Raw genomic sequence first — 17,691 nt, forward strand, 5'->3', positions numbered from 1 at the left:
AGATGATAAAAAAATCAATTCAACAGAATGATTACTCAATTTTTAAAACAATGCAGTATTTAGGCTCAAAACATAGGTCAATCACTAAAATTATTGAGCAGAGTATTCTTTATTCCAAAAATGGCTATATACTAGATTTATTTGCTGGATCAACAACAGTTTCTCAAGCATTCAGCAGTATTGGTAAAAAAACAATATCTAATGATATACAGCAATTTAGCAAAGCTTTTGCAAATGCAACATTACAAATTAATTTAGAAGAAAAAGATTTGATTTCATCTTTAGACAAGTTAGATAAATTAATTTCAAATCATGAAGAATATAAATATTATAATACTTTTAAAAAATTCACAAACAAAGAAGAAAAGCTACTTGATTCCAAAAATATTAGTGAATTATTATCATTATATGCTGCCTTTCCTCTTATTTGGAATATTAATAGAAAAGAAACAATTGAAATTCAAAAGCTACACCATAGGTTTAAAAAAAATATAGATAAACCAGGATTTGAAATTGGACCAATTACGACATTGCATTATGCTGGTTCTTATTTTGGTATTAAACAATCTTTAGATATTGACTTTTTAAGGACAATGATTGAACAAGAAAAACGCCAAGGAGAAATAAGCAATTGGCAGTACAATATGTTTTTAACATGCCTTTTAACTGTAGTCTCAAAAATTGTTTTTTCGGCTGGTAAGCATTTTGCTCAACCTGTTAAGGCTACAGGAATAATTAATACCCCAGTGTTAAACAAAAGATTAATTATAGATAGATCATATAGTGTAGTAGAGCTATTTAAAGAAACTGTAACCAGTTTTATTCAATATTCTAAAAATACTTCTCATTGTGATAAGAATATTGCGTTGAATAAGTCAATGGAAGAGCTTTTAAAAAGTGATTTTGACTTGCCAGTTATTGATATAATTTATGCAGATCCACCTTATACAGCACAGCAATATTCGAGATTTTATCATATTCCTGAAATAATTATTGAGTATAAAATTCCAAGCCTTCAAGTACATAAAGGATCTATAACTAAAGGGATATACCCTAACAATAAATACAAATCTAATTTTTGCTCTAAAAATAAAGTAAAGGATGCTTTTAAAGATCTTTTTTTATTGACAAAAAAACTTGATTCTGTACTTATTTTAAGCTACTCTGAATCAAAAAATAGTTCAACCGGTAATGATAGAATGATAGATTTTAATTCTTTAGATAGATTGCAAAAAGATATTATTCCTGATTATACTTCATTAAAAATTGAATTTGATTTCGAGTATCGACAATTGAATAAATCAAAATTTGTTGATAAAAACAAAGATGACAAGGAAATACTAATTGTTTACAGCAGGAAATTAAAGTGATAGAAAGATACCTAGGAAACAAATCATCAATAATAAATCATATTATGAAAGAAGTTGATAAGTTATGTAATAAAGGAGATTATGTTTGTGATATTTTTTCTGGGACCTTGTCTGTATCTATAAATCTGAAAAAAAGTGGATACAGAGTTATTTCTAATGATATTAATCGTTTTTCATATTGTTTTGGTAGAAGTCATTTAATTGCTAATAATATTCCGAAAATAGATTTTGAAAGTTTGGGAATTGATTATAACTTATATGCAGAAAATGCGATTGCAAAAGTAAAATTGATAGAAAAGGGTGTTGGTTATAATTTTTTGAATGATAAGAAAGAAGAAAACAGCTACGTAGATTTAATAGTCTTATTAACTTATCTGGATTCAATTTCTGAGAAAGATATTGATCCTGAACATAGAAAGAGTTTCTTTTTTGATTATTACACAGAAGAAGGAAAATATAGTAAGTTCGTGAGTCAAAGAGGTAGCGAAGGTAATCGAAAGTTTTTCACTCCATCAAATGGTTCTAAAATTGATTTATATTTAAATAAAATTAGAGAGTGGCATAAAAATAATTTATTACTAGATGATCTATATTATCTTCTTTTATCCACTATTTCAGAATCGGTAGAAAAAGTTAGTAATACACAAGGCACATTCCATGATTTTCCAAGAACTAAATATGATTCTAGGGCCTTTAAAAAATTAGAATTAAGAGCTCCTAAATTTGACAATATTTTATCTGATATTGATGGACATATTCTAGGTAAAGAACGTGATTCAATGGAGTTTATAAAAGAGGTTCCATCACATAAACTTTTATATATAGACCCTCCGTATAATTTTAGACAATACACATCATATTATTTTATGCTTAACTTAATTTGTGATTATTGTGAAATTCCAGATTTAAATAAATACTTCAATGAAGTTAAATATGTAAGAGGGCAAAATATGGATAAGAATTTTATTTCATCTTTCTGTAAAAATTCTGAATTTATTTCATCATTACAAAAACTAATTGAAAATGCTGATACGGAATGGATTGTTATGAGTTATTTTAATGGTAGAAATCATAAATCTGCTACTGCAGGAGATAAAGGAACTATTCTAAATGAATTAGAGCAGTTTTTTCAAACAGACTTATTTGAATCTAACTCTCTAAAAATAAAACCTATAAAAAGAAAAAATTACCAAAGTTATGGTGGACATAAAGCTCTAGAAGTTAATGAGTTATTGTATATAGTTAAAAAAAGGATGAAAGATGAGATGGTTTGATATTTTAAATAGCACGGCCTTTAAAGAATGGATAATTGCAACAGGAAGCGGAGGAACTTTACCGCAAGGAGAATTTAAATTAGATCCTTTTGGATCTTCAATGCGTAAATTTAATAACGCTCATACATGGCTTTCTGAACTTAATAATACTGGTGTTTTTAATCCATCAGGTAGAGAATCACAAGCAAAAAGCGATCTTGCAACAGCAGGATTTTTTATAGATGAGACGATATTTACCATATTAGGTCAAATGACAATTGATAAATGGGACGCTTTTGGTATTCCAGCAGGGGATGATGATTATGAAATCCATCGGTGTTTATTATTAGTAAATAATGCTATTTCTATTGGTGATAAACAATATCTTACATACTATAATCGATGGCTAAATCTACGAAAATTATTTGAGTATAATTTTTTAGTAACAAACAAAAGCTACTTATATTTGTTCTCATATTTTGATAAATATAGTAATGGATACAATCCTTTTAATGTAATAACTAGCTTGAAAATAAGTCAAGCATATTTTGATGCCAATATTGACTGGAACTTAATAAAGAATTACTATATAGACCCAGCAGTAGATACTGCTGTAGATAAATATGAAAGCACTATTAATACATATACGGGGAGAGAAGGTCGTTCAAATATATGTATTGCTTATGAAATAATCTCTAAAGATGAAGCTGATAGAATTGATTTTATTAGCTCTTTAACAATGAGTCAGATATGTAAAGATAAATTAATAGAAATAAATGAAAATATAAAACCATTTGTCAATGCAAGTAATAAAATATATTATGGTCCTCCTGGTACCGGTAAATCTTATGAAGTAAATAAAATCACAAAACCACATAGGTTAATCAATCCAAAGAGAGTTGAAATAGTTACTTTCCATCCAGAGTATGATTATCATTCTTTTGTTGGAAGCTATAAACCAACAATGAAAAATGAAAAAATTTCTTATGAATTTATACCTCAGCCTTTTGCAAAAATTTATGTTTCAGCATGGCAAAATTTAGAAAATGAATATTTCTTACAAATTGAAGAAATCAATAGAGGAAATTGTGCTGAGATTTTTGGAGATTTATTTCAGTTATTAGATAGAAACCCTGATTATAATGTTACAGCGGATGAAGATTTTAAAAAATATCTTCAAAGTGAATTAGGAATAGAGCATAAAGGTATATTAGATGGTCAAATATCATTGCCTCCAAATTTAAATCTAATTGCAACAATGAATACTTCTGATCAATCACTATTTCCCATGGATAGTGCTTTTAAAAGAAGATGGAATTGGGTATATGTGCCAATTAAGTATGAGGAAGATTGCAATGATGTTTCAAAAGATTATTTAATTGAATTAGATGGATTAAATTATAAATGGCTAACATTTTTGGAAAAAATAAATAAAGAAATTTTCAATGCAACAGAAAGTCAAGATAAACAAATAGGTAATTGGTTTGTTACACCAAAACAAGGAAACATCATTGATATTGAGACTATCGTCAATAAAGTTATCTTTTACCTATGGAATGATATTTTCAAAGATGAAGATGAGCATAATATTTTTAAAGTTACTGATGATAAAGCTAGTGAATTTGGTATAGAAACAGATAAAAAAGTGATTACTTTCGAAAAATATTTTGAAGGTGAAGCTAGATATCGTATTCCAATATTAAAGTATCTATTTAATGAAGTACTATCCGTGGAACCAATTTAATGAGAGTATTCATTGAAGGAGAGTCTTATGATCTAGCTCTATTAGAATCTCTTCTCGGTGACAAATTTCATTCAAAGAATAATGATAAAGGAACTATTGAGCAGGTAGGATATTTCCATAGTAAAAATAATGAATTAATTTATCTATTGCCAAAAGTATTTATTAATAAAGATTGCTTAGTCCTAAATAAGTATCATAAAAATGATCTTGCTTTAAATCCAATTTCTGAAATAATTACTGACATAACAGAGTTAAACTGGATACGTAGATTTTTAGTAGTTTTTTATAAAAGTTTAATAGAATATAAAAATCGTTATAGTGAAATACTATTAGCTAGAGAAGATGTCCTTCAGTTAAATACAACAATAGGTAAATATGAGTTCTCTTATTTGGATATATCTTTAAGTGTTATTAATTTTTATAAAAAACATCAAAATACAATCATATACAGGTTAAAAGAATATGAGTCTCAGAAACATAAGTCTGTAAAATGGAATAAAACTATTAGAAAAAACTCTCAATTTTTTACAGATAATAATGAGCCTATATACAATAGAACAAGAAATAAGAAAAAAGAAAAAGATAATGAAGAAGAACTTTTATTAATTTACTATTCCGTGCTTTATCATTTAAAAAAAGAATTTCATTTTAATATAACAATAGATAAAGCATTTGCTATATATAAAGGTGCATCATTTGATAACATGTCTAAAAGAGCGCCAAAAATATTAAAAAAAATTAGGTATAAATATTTTTCCGATGAATTAGTAAAAATATATAATCTTCTTCAAATTTACTTCTCTAAATATAACGTAGCATCTGTTAAAAATAGAAGAGAAGACTATGTAATGGTAAAACAATATCACTGGGTTTTTGAGGATATGATAGATAAGTTATTCTCCGATAATGTAAAAGAAAAAAAAACGAGTAAAGGTGTATCATTAAACAAATTAAAATCCCAAAAAGATGGTAAAGAAATAGATCATTTATTTGAATACAACTCACTAATTGATTGTGATGAAAGCATCTATTATATAGGTGACTCAAAGTATTATAAGACTAATAATAGCTTACAAGAAAATTCCATATATAAACAATTTACATATGCAAAAAATGTAATTCAATTTAATATTGATTTACTGAATGAAAAGAAAAAAATAAACGAGACTCTAAGCTATAGAGATGAGATAACGGAAGGATATAATATTACACCAAATTTCTTTATTCAAGGAGTAATTGGAGATTTAAATGATTTTGAAAATCATCATTTACAACAAGATAATAATAATAAAAAAATTGAACATTCCTACCACTACAAAGATAGATTATTTGATAGGGATTCATTGTATGTGCATTATTATAATATTAATTTTCTTTTTGTACTAAGTGCATATACTAAAAAAGATATTTCATTGTTAAAAAACTTTAAAAGCTCTACGAGAAGTGAATTTAGAAGCAATTTTGTTCGTTACTTTAATAAACAACGTAATTTTGATTTTTATAAATATGATTTTATTGATGTAGCTGAGCTTGAGGGGTTTGTTAATAAAGAGTTTAGGTTACTTATTGGAAAAATCTACAGGTCTAAGTCATTCCCTAATAGAGTGATTTTTGCAATACACAAAGATGATATTGTTCTTAAAGCAAGAACATCCTCAAGAGAACCCGCATCAATTGAATACTGCGATTCAAGTGATATAAAAATCAAACTAACAAAATTTGAATTTCAATAATTCGCTTTCAAAAATAGGGTTGACAGATCATAATGTCATTTTGCTTTCTTATGGTTTAGTTCAGCAATAACAGCGTATACCTTTTCAGGTATGTTGAATATATGTCCACACATTCTGATATAACAATCCCCATTTCTATTAAAATGAAAGTTATCATAGGCAATAAATACATTAATCGGTATCGAAATCCAATGTAAATAACCAAAAATGGCTGTATAAAAATAAGATGCTTTTTTATCAATTAATTGAGGATTTTGCATCAATTTTATAACTCTAGCTCGTAATATTTGATGTGATATACTTGGTCTTTTTAGCCTAGCTTTTGGTATTTTCGTAATTTGCAAGCTATACGCAAATTCATTGGTGAGAAAATTAATAAATTCTGTAATAGTCGCCCTCTGTCCTGAATATAGCCAAAGATATCCTTCTAAAGCTTTCATCGTAGGCTTATTTTCTTGGAAGTTTTCACAGTATTGTAAGAACTTTATTGCAGGAGTTAAAGCAAGACGGATAGATCTCAGAGTAATTTGTTGGTTTTGAAGTTTCGTACATAAATATTGATAATATTTGTGGATTAACTTATGTTTGTAGCTACGTGAATTAAATCTTTCTAGCTGCTTCTCTATTAGATTAAAGTTTGAGTACTTCTCTGTAATATTTCCATCCATTTTAATAAGATGCTGTTCATCTAAGAAAGTATGGATCAGAAAATACTTCTTACCAGTTGCAAACCTAAATCTACTGAGTAAAATCTCATAGCTAGGCATCTGTTTCAGTTCCTCGTACAATTTATCAATTTGATAGAAATATAATTGATAGTTTTGAATATACGTTGCTGCAAAAAGCAAGCCTCTTCGATTGTTTAGCCACTTTGAAAAATCCACAAAACATTCACTTAGATGGGTAAAAGAGTTCGCAATAAAGGCTACTTTCTTATCAAGAGTTTGCCGGTAATGACATGCTTGACATGTTCTCCCTTGCCCAGCAGGAAACTCTTTTTTACATTTTATGCATTTTCTCGTCCTCTCGATAGAGCAAAATTTACACAAAGGCTTTTGTTCTAAAATAAAAGTAAGTGTTTTTCTTCTGTATCCGCAACTATGGCAAACAGGAAGGTGCCCAGAGTAGCATTTATCACACAGCAATCTGACTTCGCTATTAGGAAGAGTTCTGTTGGAAGTGGGATACATATTATCTCCGCATGTGGAACAACTTTCATATATTTGAAAATATTTTGCACAAGATTTACAGACTGTACCGGTTTCTAGTGTTTTTCCGATTACATAGTTTGTCTTTTCACATCGTAAACATGGGGTAGTTGGAGTTTTCATATCTTTATGTACTCTCTAATCTCATCAAACAATCTCTCTACTTCTTCTTTGCTTTTTGGAACAATCTCTCTTGATAGACTTCTTGAAGGCTTAAATATTTTTTTGGTATCAAGACGATTAAAAATATATTCTGCTGTCGGTGAGAGATTCCTGAAGGTTCTTTTAAAACCATTTTGAGCCATTTCTGAGTCTCTTAGCAGAGTGACTATCTCATTTAGTGATAACTTAAAGAGATTTGATATAATGAAGAGTAGATGTTCTTTGTCTTTAATATGCATTCGAGCAAATGTAGTGTTGTTTGAAGTTCTGAAAGCGTGTTTATCATTCATGTTTAGATACTTGAAAATTCCAGCAAATTTCTCTTTTTGATTCATGTGCACAAATAACGACAAGAAAAGCGTGAGTGTCAAAAATAGATCTTTTCTATTGTTCTCAATAAGTGGAAAGTCTATTTCCATGAAATCGTCTTTGAATGCAACTTGGGACAACTGCTCTTGAAATACCAAAACCTCTTGATTGACATATTCAGTAGTTGAAGCGCTTAAGTTAAAGCCACAGTTTGTGCAATAACAAAGATAGGGATTCTCATATGTAATTTTATGTGGTGAAAATACTTGTCCGCAATTTTCACAACTGAGTAGCAGAAGATTTTTGTGGATAGGGCAAGCGACAACCCATGCCAACTTCCACTGCTTTTTTAAATATGCATCATCCATAACAAGACATTTAGGACAAAAGTAAAATCCATTTGTACGAATCGCACCTTTGAGTCCTATTGGTGTTATGAGCTGCCATTTTGAGTAGGGGTTGTCTTTATGAGTCTTGTGAGAAAGATTCTGGATAAGTGACTCTAAAGTAAGAGCTCTAATCCCTTCTTGAGACAACGAGCACAGCAGACTTAGTTGCACCACCTTTTCATATGGGATATATCTGTCTATATCTCGATACCATGTGCTATCTTTTTTAAAGGCAGCGATTGCAAAACTCCTAGGATCAGAACCATTGGCAATAGCATTTCTTATAACCCACGATGTGAGTGTTTCATCTTCATGCGGATGAACCTCTATTGCAAAGTTCATTTTAAATAGGTACTTCTCTTGGCGTGAGGGTACTTGTAGGTTTTACCCATTTAAATTGGTTGATTATATTCATGGTAATTTCTTCTACACCACTCTCTATTGCATAAGTTGCACATTCTGTTAATAATCTATGCAAATTCCCCAAATTTCCCTGAGAAATTGTGTACAGCAAAGTCGCCTTTTCTTTATCAGCCAAGTATGACGCTTTTTTAAGAGGTATCCTCTTTTCAAATGATTGGAGCAGTCCTCTAAAGTTCCTATCTAGTTCCCATTTTGTTAGCTTTATACTATCGAATCTACTGCTTAGTTGTGGATCTGATGTTAATATGAGAGTCGCTTCTTTTAATCCGACACAGACAATTGGTATCATAAGTTTATTACCAATATTTTTGAGTGCATCCATTACATTTCTTTGCTGCTTTGGAGTACCTCTTAAATAATGGTGTATCTCATCTATAATAAGCATCTTTACATTACACTCCTGAAGCAAGTGAAACATTTGGTGTCTAAGTTTTGCAAGTGAGTCAGCAGGATTAAATGGTGTCCAAAATGCTTCTAAAACTGAGATATATAAATCTTTTACATCTGCATTATCAGAAGCAAGTGCTAATATGACAGGTCGCACAATAGTTGTCATTTTTTGCTCATCTTCAATTGTATAACTTGAATGCATCTTCTCAAAAGAGGACACAACAGAAGTTTTTCCGATATTGGACTCACCGGTGATAAGCAAGTTCTGAGTCCGTGCTTTTTTAGGTCTATCCATCATCTGTTTTAAAAGTCTATGAATCTCTTTTATCTTAGGATATTCAATTAGGATCTCTTTGTATAAATGATGAACTCTCTCTTCTTTGGAAAGACGTATTATCTCTTGACACTCTTCATTTAAATGTGTGTATAAATTTTCCATTATTAATCCTAATCAAAATCCGGGATATCATCATCCCATATAGCTTCGTCAACATAGCTATTAGCAGGTAGAGGTTTTGTAGCTAATATCTCTTGCGTCGTACTAATCTCGGTGTCTTTATTTTTTAATCTCTGCTTCAGTCGTCTTGCTTTTTTGGTTCTATTGGTAGAGTCTTCAATCTGCTTATGCAGTTCTTCATGTGCCTCAATGATTTGTGCAGTATTTATTTGTGTTGTACCGTCTTCGTGAAGTTTTTTTCTAATAAGCTCATATTCCCACAGTGTCATATTAGGCATATTCTGGTCAGCAACATTAATTTTAAAATACTCTTGAAGAACATTATCGTAGAACCAGACATATTTAATATCCCTAGGATCTCTTTTAAAGATGAATTTTTTCTTTCTATTTGTCCCTTCCTCCATCATATTTATTTTTGAGCGCAAAAGATGGTCATAGTAATTTAGCCCTTCAATATTTACTCCGTTTTTTTGAATCGTTCTATGAAAAATTGGTAAAAAGTCTATTGTTACACTCACTGAATCTGTAGGCTTAGGAAGTAACCCAACAGAAGACTCTTCTCCAAATATACCTTTCTCCCATAATTGTTCAGGAGACATTCCAATTCCTTCATGTTTTCTTTTATGATAGATTTTTGTAATAAAAGTAACAAGCCATTTCTCAAACTCTTTAAATGTCATAGATGAGTTTTTGTTTGAATCATATTCTTGGCGTTCATGAATACTAGAGAAAGTAGTTCCGGGTATTTCATGAGCTGCTTTCATTAATGTGCCGATGACCCTCTCAACATGACCTCCGAAGTTTGATTTTCCAACAGGTCTAAACTCAATATTGATTCCATGTGCAAGACCTGCTGTTCTTAAAGCTTCGGCTCTAAAGTCAGCTCCGTTATCAACATGTATTGTCTCTGGAAAGCCCCACACATTCCAATCTGCTTCTATATCAAGCTCTAGCAGTGTTTTTTCTTTAGAGAGGACTGTATTAGTTATGCATAGTGCAACGGATGTGCTACTAGGAGGGCTGAGAGTAAGATAGTACCCGACTATCATTCTGCTGTATACATCAATAGCAACAGTAATATATGGTCTGCCTATGGGTTCTCTCGTATCATCATCAACTAGAATCAAATCTACAGGAGTATGATCTATTTGAATAAGCTGCATTGGATATTCAGCTTCAAAACTCCCGGGAACTGGTTCAAATTTTGTTCTGGCGATTGAACGGTTGCCCTGTTTTTTAAGTATGTCATACTCAGAGAGCTTATGAATTCTATTTCTGATTGTATTTTTACTTGGTGCTATAATGCCTCTGTTTTTACATTCAATATTTATCTTATTTATTACGGATTGAACAGACGGTCTTTGTCTTGTAAGATAGTAATTATTTATGACTTCTTGCGTTACGTCTTCTGTCATAAAGTCTAATCGAGTCTCACCTTTTTTTCTTCCGGACGGTTTTGGTAAAAGTCCAGTAAGAGTACCTGTTGATTTATATTTTCTTAGCCATCTATAAAGTGTTGTAAAGTGAACACCTATTTTCTCAGCATGTTGTTCAATCTCCTCCCGAGAAATATCATTGGAGAGTAAAGGTTGAATTGCACTATATTTTTGCTGTATCTCTTTAAATTCTTCATCTGAGTATTCGTCAATATCTTTGTATATCGCTGGATTCATCTCAATATTTTCAGGAGTAATCGGCTTCAAATATTTAATTTCTAATCTCTTTGGGCGCTTAGTCTCAATATTTATTCCAACAACCTCATGAAAATCAATAATGCTAGAGATTTTAAATATCTCTTTTTTGTATTCAACAAACTCATTTTCTGCAATCTTAAGACTGCTCCTATCTAGCTTAACAGACTTTTGAACTTCTTGTGTCATATCACTTCTCCCATCTCTATTTCTTCATTAATCCAAACTAATGTTTTAATATTTAAAGCTGTCTCCATTGAACACAATAGTTGTCTATGTGCTACCATATTCCATATCTGCCCTAACGCTATTCCCTTTTGTTCCTGTGTAGCAAAAAGATGTTCTAATACATGTTCAACAGAGAGACTACCATTGGAATGAACAAGAGATAGAATGTTCATAGTGTCTTCCCTATTATATGTAAGCCTTTTGTATCTTTTCAAAAATTGTATATTTTTTAAATACATATTTCTAATTCTGCTTTCATCATAGACTTTAAAGATCATGTCATTAGCATGAGCGTATTGAATTCCAACTTGAAATTTCTTTTTTAATTTTTTCCAATCTTTAATAAGTCTATCCCGTGGTTTAACCTCTATAAGTAGAGGTTTGCGTTGCATACGTAATAGGTCAGCATCTGGCTCGTTGAAGAATACGAGAAAGTCAGGAGTGTATGTTACATCTCTACCGTTTTCATTGGTATATTCAATAGTAACTGGCTGTTCAACCACATCACTGACACTATCATTGAATTCTAATAATGTAAGTAAATCTCTTTCAAGAGTAGATTCAAAAGCAATACTTTTTTCTTTACGAAAAGCAAAGTGCCCTGATACGCTTCCGTATGTGTAGCCTATCTTTCTATTTTTTGTTGAGATTTTCATACTCTGTTTTCCTTGAATTGGTAAGTTTGTAGCATAGTATAATGGTAAATGACAATGTTGTAGCATTGTTCAAAGGAATTTTTAGTAACTTTTATTGGAATTTTCATTATTTTAGTCCTTCTTTAGTGTTAAATTGTAGCAATTTTTAATGGAAATGTCACAGATGCAGCGAACTTGATGTGCATAGATATAAAAACAGACTCTCGGATCCATTTTTGGAGAGGATAGATCTGTGCGTCGTTATGCAATATGTAAATCCAAACGATAAAGCAACCATAAGCTCAAGAGAGATGCATAAAAAGGTTATAGAGGTTCATAAAAGAGTAAAGCTTAGAGGGCAAAAGAGTTTTACGGCAAAACTCAGCGATGCCGAGATAGAGAAGTTTTGTGTTTTAAGTGATGAAGCTAAAGCTGTTTTGGATATGGCAGTTCATAAATTTGCGCTATCTTTTAGAAGCATAAAAAAGATTCAAAAAGTCGCTCGAACAATTGCGGATTTGGATGAGAGCGAAATCATCCAAAAACCGCATCTTCTTGAGGCTTTGAGTTATAGACGGCGGTAGCTACACATTATAGTAACTAGCACTCGGATGATAAACTACAAGAGCAGAGGTTGACTGTTCAGGATGGATTTGAAATGTTTCGCTTAATTCTATGCCAAACTCTTCAGGCTTTAAAAGATTAAATAGAGGGCGATTTAGCTCTAAGTTTGGACATGCGGCGTATCCAAAAGAGTAGCGGCATCCCTCATACGCAGACATTTTTACATCGCTTAGTCTGTTTCCCTCATCTTTTGCGATGCCCAGATCTAGCCGTATCTGTTTATGTGCAATCTCCGCTAAAGCTTCGGCAAGTTCGACTCCTAGCCCGTGAAATCGGTAATACTCGGCATAATCTCCCATCGCGTAAATCTCTCTCTCAACATCACTTAGTTTTGCCCCCGCACTCACACAGGTAAACGCTACCACATCGTGTCTGTCCCTATGAAAAAAGTCGCTGAGTGCGCGGTGCGGTTGTTTTGACTGGCGAGGAAATGTAAACTTCTCCTTTGCTCTGCCTATGATTTCATAAAGTGGTTCGTGGTTTATTTCGCTCTCACTGTTGTAGCCTTCGCTCTCATCAAAAATCAAAAGCGTGTCATCGTCACTTCTGCATGGCCAGTAGCCGTAGATAATAGTCGGTTCAAATAGTTTCTCTTCGATAAAGCGTTTTTTGAGTTTCTCATAAGCGGGTTGCACAACTTCTTTTAACTGTTTTTCGTAAGCCTCTTTTGTTAATCCTTTTGAGCTGTAACCCCAACGAGCCTTAAAGAGAAGCTTATGGTTTAGCCACTTAAACGCCATCTCAATTTGTGACGGTGTGAGTTTTAATTCTCTTCTGCCCCAAAACGGCGGAGTAGGAACTTTGACATCTCGAGATGGCATTTTAAGCTCTGAAAATGGAGGGATAATTATCTCTTCTTTAATTTTAATAATCTTCTCTTCGCCCTCTTTGCCGTGCAGGTCGGTATCAAAATTTCCTGCCTCAATACGGCTCATGGCAGTTACGCCGTCAAATGCATCTTTGCAGTAAAATATCGGTCCATCGTAAATAGGGCGGCAAAAATCATCTATAAACGGGCGTGTAAGTGCCGCACCGCCGAGAAGCACGGGGATTTTTATACCCTCTTTTTGAAGTGCTTCAAGGTTTTCTTTCATAACTTGAGTTGATTTTACCAAAAGCCCGCTCATGCCGATTGCACTTGCATTTGACTCTTTTAAGGTTTTTATAAACGCTTCTATATCAACTTTTATGCCGAGATTTATAACTTTAAAGCCGTTGTTTGAGAGGATGATATCTACTAGATTTTTGCCGACATCGTGAACATCCCCTTTTACGGTTCCTAAAATGAGCGTAGTATCTACTTTTTTATCAATTTTAGGCAAGTAAGGGTTTAGATAATCTACCGTTTTTTTCATGGTTTCGGCACTTTGAAGAACAAAAGGGAGCTGCATCTCTCCTCGACCAAAAAGCTCTCCGACAACTTTCATAGCGTTTATTAAAATCTCATTTACGATTTTCTCAGGCGCAATGGAGTGCCTTGCCTCTTCAACTAAAGGAATCATTCTATCTTTGTCGCCGTCCATTAAAAGTTTTGCGATTTTCTCTTCATCGCTCATCGCAAGGTATGCTTCGTCTACTTTTGTCGTGTCAATCGCTTCTTTTGTGCTGAAGTGCTCGATAAACTCAAAAAGAGCTGCTCCCTTTGGTTTGCGGTTAAAGATGAGGTTGTCGCATATCTCTTGGTCTATTTCGCTGATTTTATTTATGGGGATGATGTGCTGCACATTGATGATGACGCTTGTTAAACCGGCTTGTATGCAGTGGTGTAAAAACATAGAGTTAAGGTATGGTCTTGCATCTTTATCTAGTCCGAAAGAGATATTAGAGAGTCCTAAAATAGTTCCTACTTCAGGGTGTCTAGTGCGGAGTTTTCTTATGGCTTCTATGGTGCTTATGCCTGCATCAACATACTCTTCATCCCCGCTTCCAAGGGTAAAAGTGAGCAGGTCGAAAACCAAATCCTGCGGTTTTATGCCATGTTTTTTGGTGGCAAGTTCGTAGATGCGTTCGGCAACTTCAAGTTTTCGTTCAACCGTTTTTGCCATACCTATCTCATCGATGGTCAGACAAACAAGTGCGGCTCCAAATTTTTTAGCTAGGGCACAAACTTTGTCAAACTTCTCTATCCCGTCTTCAAGATTTACGGAGTTTATGATAGGTTTGCCGCCAATTTGCTTAAGTGCCTCTTCGAGTGCAGGGGTTTGCGTAGAGTCGGGCATAAGAGGAAGTGCTATCTTTTGAGCGTAAAGAGCCATAACGCGATTCATATCTTTTGTCTCATCGCGCCCTGCAAAACCCACGCTTACATCGAGCACATGCGCGCCGACTCTTACCTGCTGTTGCGCAACGCTAAGTGTTCCCTCATAATCTTCAGCAAGTAGAAGTTCACGAAATGCTTTTGAACCCGTTGCGTTGCTTCTCTCTCCGACAAGCAAAACGGATGATTCTTGAGTAAGTGAAACCGTGTTAAATAGTGAGGCAAGAGAGTTCGGCTGGCTTCCTGATGGCTCTTTTGGAGCGGTAGAACTTACCCGATTTACAAGAGCACGGATATGTTGAGGTGTTGTTCCGCAGCATCCGCCTAAAAAACTAACTCCGTCATACTTTAAAAACTCTTCTTGTTTCGTGGCAAACTCATCGGGTCCCATCGGGTAGTATGTGTAGCCTCCGCGGTTTTGCGGAAGTCCGGCATTTGCGTGAATACTGATGGGTTTATGCCAAATCTCGCTTAGAGTTTTTACATGTTTTTCGACCTGCTCGGGTCCTGTTCCGCAGTTAAATCCAAGAGAGATGATGTCAAAAGGCTCTAAAATGGTCGCGATTGTAGCGGCATCTGTGCCGATAAGCATCGTTCCGCTTAGCTCAATCGTGACCGAAACCATGATGGGAATCTCTACGCCTCTTTGCCTGCAAGCTTCAGCACACGCATGAAGAGCGGCTTTTATCTGAAGTGGGTCTTGACAAGTCTCAAGCAAGAAAATATCAACTCCGCCCTCAATCAGCGCTAAACAAAACTCCGTATAGCCCTCATACATCTCATCGTAAGTTATATGTCCTAAAGATGGGAGTTTTGTTCCCGGTCCGATGGAGCCTAAACAAAAACGCGGATGCTCTAGCGTGGAAAACTTTTCACACTCATCTTTTGCAAGTTTTGCTCCCGCTTTGGTCAGTTCATATGCACGATGTCCGATGTCATACTCATCTAAAACCCAAGAGAATGAACCAAATGTGTTGGTCGTGATGAGGTCTGCACCAGAGACAAGATAAGCGTGAAAAATCTCGCTTAAAACTTCAGGTGCGGTAACATTTAAAAGTTCGTTACACCCCTCATTGCCCTCCCACGCCTCTTTTGATATTTTTTCATCCCGTTGTTGAAGCTGAGTTCCCATAGCACCGTCTATAATCAACGGTCTATTTTTTATAGTTTTTAAGATATACTCTTTTGTTGTCATGAAAATTCTTCTTAGTTATGTAAATAACCTTAATTTTATCAAAATTGAGCATAAAAGAGGCTTTTGGATATTTTGTAGTTGAGATATTAAATAATTATAATTATTATAATAACAGATTAAAAAAGATTGTGGTATAATTTTGTCAAAAAAGTGTCAGAGGAGTGGGGATGAGTGAGAATAGCGTCGGTATAAAATTGCCGACTCCGTGGAGATATAAGAGATACCTCTTTTTTACTTTTTCAACGGTTTTTGCTTTAGTTTTGCCTTGGATAAAGATAAATGAGAGTTACTTTTTTCTACTGAGTTTTGACAAACTCAAGCTTCATCTTGCGTTTGTGCAGTTTGATATGCAGGAGTTATATCTTTTGCCGTTTTTGCTGATGATACTATTTTTAGGCATTTTTGGGATGACGGTTGTCGGCGGGCGTGTTTTTTGCGGATGGATCTGTCCTCAGACGGTATTTCGCGTAATCTACCGTGATTTGATTGAGACTAAACTTTTAGGTTTAAGAAAACGGATAAAAAACAAACAGCAAGAACCTGATATGAGTTTGACTGAAAACAGAGTCAAAAAAGCGGTTGCTATTTTGATATGGACAGTTTTATCGCTTGTCGCAAGTGCAAATATGATTTGGTACTTTGTTCCGCCGGAAGATTTTTTTAACTATTTATTAGACCCGTTTGAGCATGTTGTTTTATTTGGAACGCTTCTCTTTACGGCACTTTTTCTTATATATGACATAGTTTTTTTGCAAGAAGAGTATTGTATCTATGTCTGCCCATACTCAAGGGTTCAGTCAGTTTTATATGATGAAAACACCGTTATGGCACTCTACAATACTAACAGAGGCGGGCATATTTACGATGAGCATAAAGTCAAGCAGTTTACCAAACAGAGCGAGCTTCAAAAGGTTGAACCGCACGCTGAATGTACCGCCTGTGAGAGTTGTGTAACCGTCTGTCCGACACATATTGACATCCGAAAAGGGCTTCAACTTGAGTGTATAAACTGTCTTGAGTGTGTTGATGCATGTACGGTCGTTATGGGGAAACTCGGCAAACCTTCGCTTGTTACATGGTCGAGTGATTATGAGATAATCGATAAAAAAGGAAAAACGCAATATTTCCGCCCTAAAGTTATCGCGTATGCTCTCTTGCTTGTCGCTCTAACCGTCGGAATGGTTATGATGGGAAGCAAAAAAGAGCATATGCTTTTAAATATAAACAAAGAAAACAGGCTCTATTCCGTCAGTAAAATTCAAGATGGCAAAGTAGCGGTTGATAATGCGTATGAGTTTTTACTTCAAAATACGCAAAACGATAAGATGGATTTTTACTTTGAAGTTATTTTGCCAAAAGATGCAAAAGGAAAGATAGAGATACTTAAGCCTACTGAGCCTTTTGATGTCACTCCTGATGTGAAAAAGAAAAAAATCGTAGTGCTTAGAACTTACGACATATTGGCGGATGACGCAAGACACGATACGATTATCCCTATTACAATCCGTGCTTATGCTATTGGACATGAGGATAAAATCACTGTTTTTAGAGAGTCGACTTTTGTATATCCAAGAGCCGATGTGATTAAAAACATAAAATAATCTACATTTAAAAAACAATTCG

At 33.7% G+C, this 17,691-nt stretch carries 12 protein-coding genes and 1 pseudogene; 7 read left to right on the top strand and 6 right to left on the bottom strand.

The genetic code is table 11. From position 1 onward, the window contains the following. Positions 1-2: 2 nt before the first annotated feature. Genes PHQ93_RS07970 through PHQ93_RS07985 form a run of 4 tightly spaced genes read left to right on the top strand, consistent with a single transcriptional unit; the run spans position 3 to position 6,100 of the window. A complete protein-coding gene (locus PHQ93_RS07970; RefSeq protein ID WP_299942918.1) occupies positions 3-1,370 on the top strand; it encodes a DNA adenine methylase in 1,368 nt (455 codons plus the stop codon). Next, a complete protein-coding gene (locus tag PHQ93_RS07975; RefSeq protein WP_299942920.1) occupies positions 1,367-2,644 on the top strand; it encodes a DNA adenine methylase in 1,278 nt (425 codons plus the stop codon). Before PHQ93_RS07970 ends, PHQ93_RS07975 begins: the two co-directional genes overlap by 4 nt. Next, positions 2,631-4,367: an AAA family ATPase gene (locus PHQ93_RS07980; RefSeq protein WP_299942922.1), complete on the top strand. Its 1,737-nt coding sequence runs from the start codon at positions 2,631-2,633 to the stop codon at positions 4,365-4,367. The genes PHQ93_RS07975 and PHQ93_RS07980 overlap by 14 nt, the downstream gene beginning before the upstream one ends. Further along, a complete protein-coding gene (locus PHQ93_RS07985; RefSeq protein ID WP_299942924.1) occupies positions 4,367-6,100 on the top strand; it encodes a hypothetical protein in 1,734 nt (577 codons plus the stop codon). The genes PHQ93_RS07980 and PHQ93_RS07985 overlap by 1 nt, the downstream gene beginning before the upstream one ends. Positions 6,101-6,135: 35 nt before the next feature. On the opposite strand, the gene PHQ93_RS07990 is transcribed toward PHQ93_RS07985, so the two are convergent. From PHQ93_RS07990 to PHQ93_RS08010, 5 genes are read right to left on the bottom strand one after another with little or no spacing between them, the layout of a single operon-like run. After that, positions 6,136-7,431, bottom strand: a complete 1,296-nt coding sequence (locus tag PHQ93_RS07990) for a hypothetical protein (RefSeq protein ID WP_299942926.1) — start codon at positions 7,429-7,431, stop codon at positions 6,136-6,138. Continuing rightward, the gene (locus tag PHQ93_RS07995; protein ID WP_299942928.1) at positions 7,428-8,510 is read right to left on the bottom strand and encodes a TniQ family protein; all 1,083 of its coding nucleotides are present in this window, start codon (positions 8,508-8,510) and stop codon (positions 7,428-7,430) included. Before PHQ93_RS07995 ends, PHQ93_RS07990 begins: the two co-directional genes overlap by 4 nt. A gap of 1 nt (position 8,511) precedes the next feature. After that, positions 8,512-9,420, bottom strand: a complete 909-nt coding sequence (locus PHQ93_RS08000) for a TniB family NTP-binding protein (protein ID WP_299942929.1) — start codon at positions 9,418-9,420, stop codon at positions 8,512-8,514. Between the two features lie 8 nt (positions 9,421-9,428). Next, positions 9,429-11,318: a DDE-type integrase/transposase/recombinase gene (locus tag PHQ93_RS08005; RefSeq protein ID WP_299942931.1), complete on the bottom strand. Its 1,890-nt coding sequence runs from the start codon at positions 11,316-11,318 to the stop codon at positions 9,429-9,431. Further along, positions 11,315-12,013, bottom strand: coding sequence for a TnsA endonuclease N-terminal domain-containing protein (locus PHQ93_RS08010; protein WP_299942933.1), 699 nt, complete (start codon positions 12,011-12,013; stop codon positions 11,315-11,317). The genes PHQ93_RS08005 and PHQ93_RS08010 overlap by 4 nt, the downstream gene beginning before the upstream one ends. 173 nt (positions 12,014-12,186) lie before the next feature. Here PHQ93_RS08010 and PHQ93_RS08015 point away from each other — a divergent pair. Both PHQ93_RS08015 and PHQ93_RS08020 read left to right on the top strand, forming a co-directional pair. Continuing rightward, positions 12,187-12,261 (top strand): annotated as a pseudogene (locus PHQ93_RS08015) (ATP-binding protein); the annotation flags it as partial. A gap of 42 nt (positions 12,262-12,303) precedes the next feature. Then, positions 12,304-12,576: a hypothetical protein gene (locus PHQ93_RS08020; RefSeq protein WP_299943085.1), complete on the top strand. Its 273-nt coding sequence runs from the start codon at positions 12,304-12,306 to the stop codon at positions 12,574-12,576. Here PHQ93_RS08020 and metH read toward each other — a convergent pair whose 3' ends face one another. After that, positions 12,577-16,068, bottom strand: a complete 3,492-nt coding sequence (metH, locus tag PHQ93_RS08025) for a methionine synthase (protein WP_299942935.1) — start codon at positions 16,066-16,068, stop codon at positions 12,577-12,579. A gap of 167 nt (positions 16,069-16,235) precedes the next feature. Between metH and ccoG the strand changes: the two genes are divergently transcribed. Then, the gene (gene ccoG / locus PHQ93_RS08030; RefSeq protein ID WP_299942937.1) at positions 16,236-17,669 is read left to right on the top strand and encodes a cytochrome c oxidase accessory protein CcoG; all 1,434 of its coding nucleotides are present in this window, start codon (positions 16,236-16,238) and stop codon (positions 17,667-17,669) included. Positions 17,670-17,691 lie beyond the last annotated feature (22 nt).

This window comes from Sulfurimonas sp., assembly GCF_028714975.1.
GTDB lineage: Bacteria > Campylobacterota > Campylobacteria > Campylobacterales > Sulfurimonadaceae > Sulfurimonas.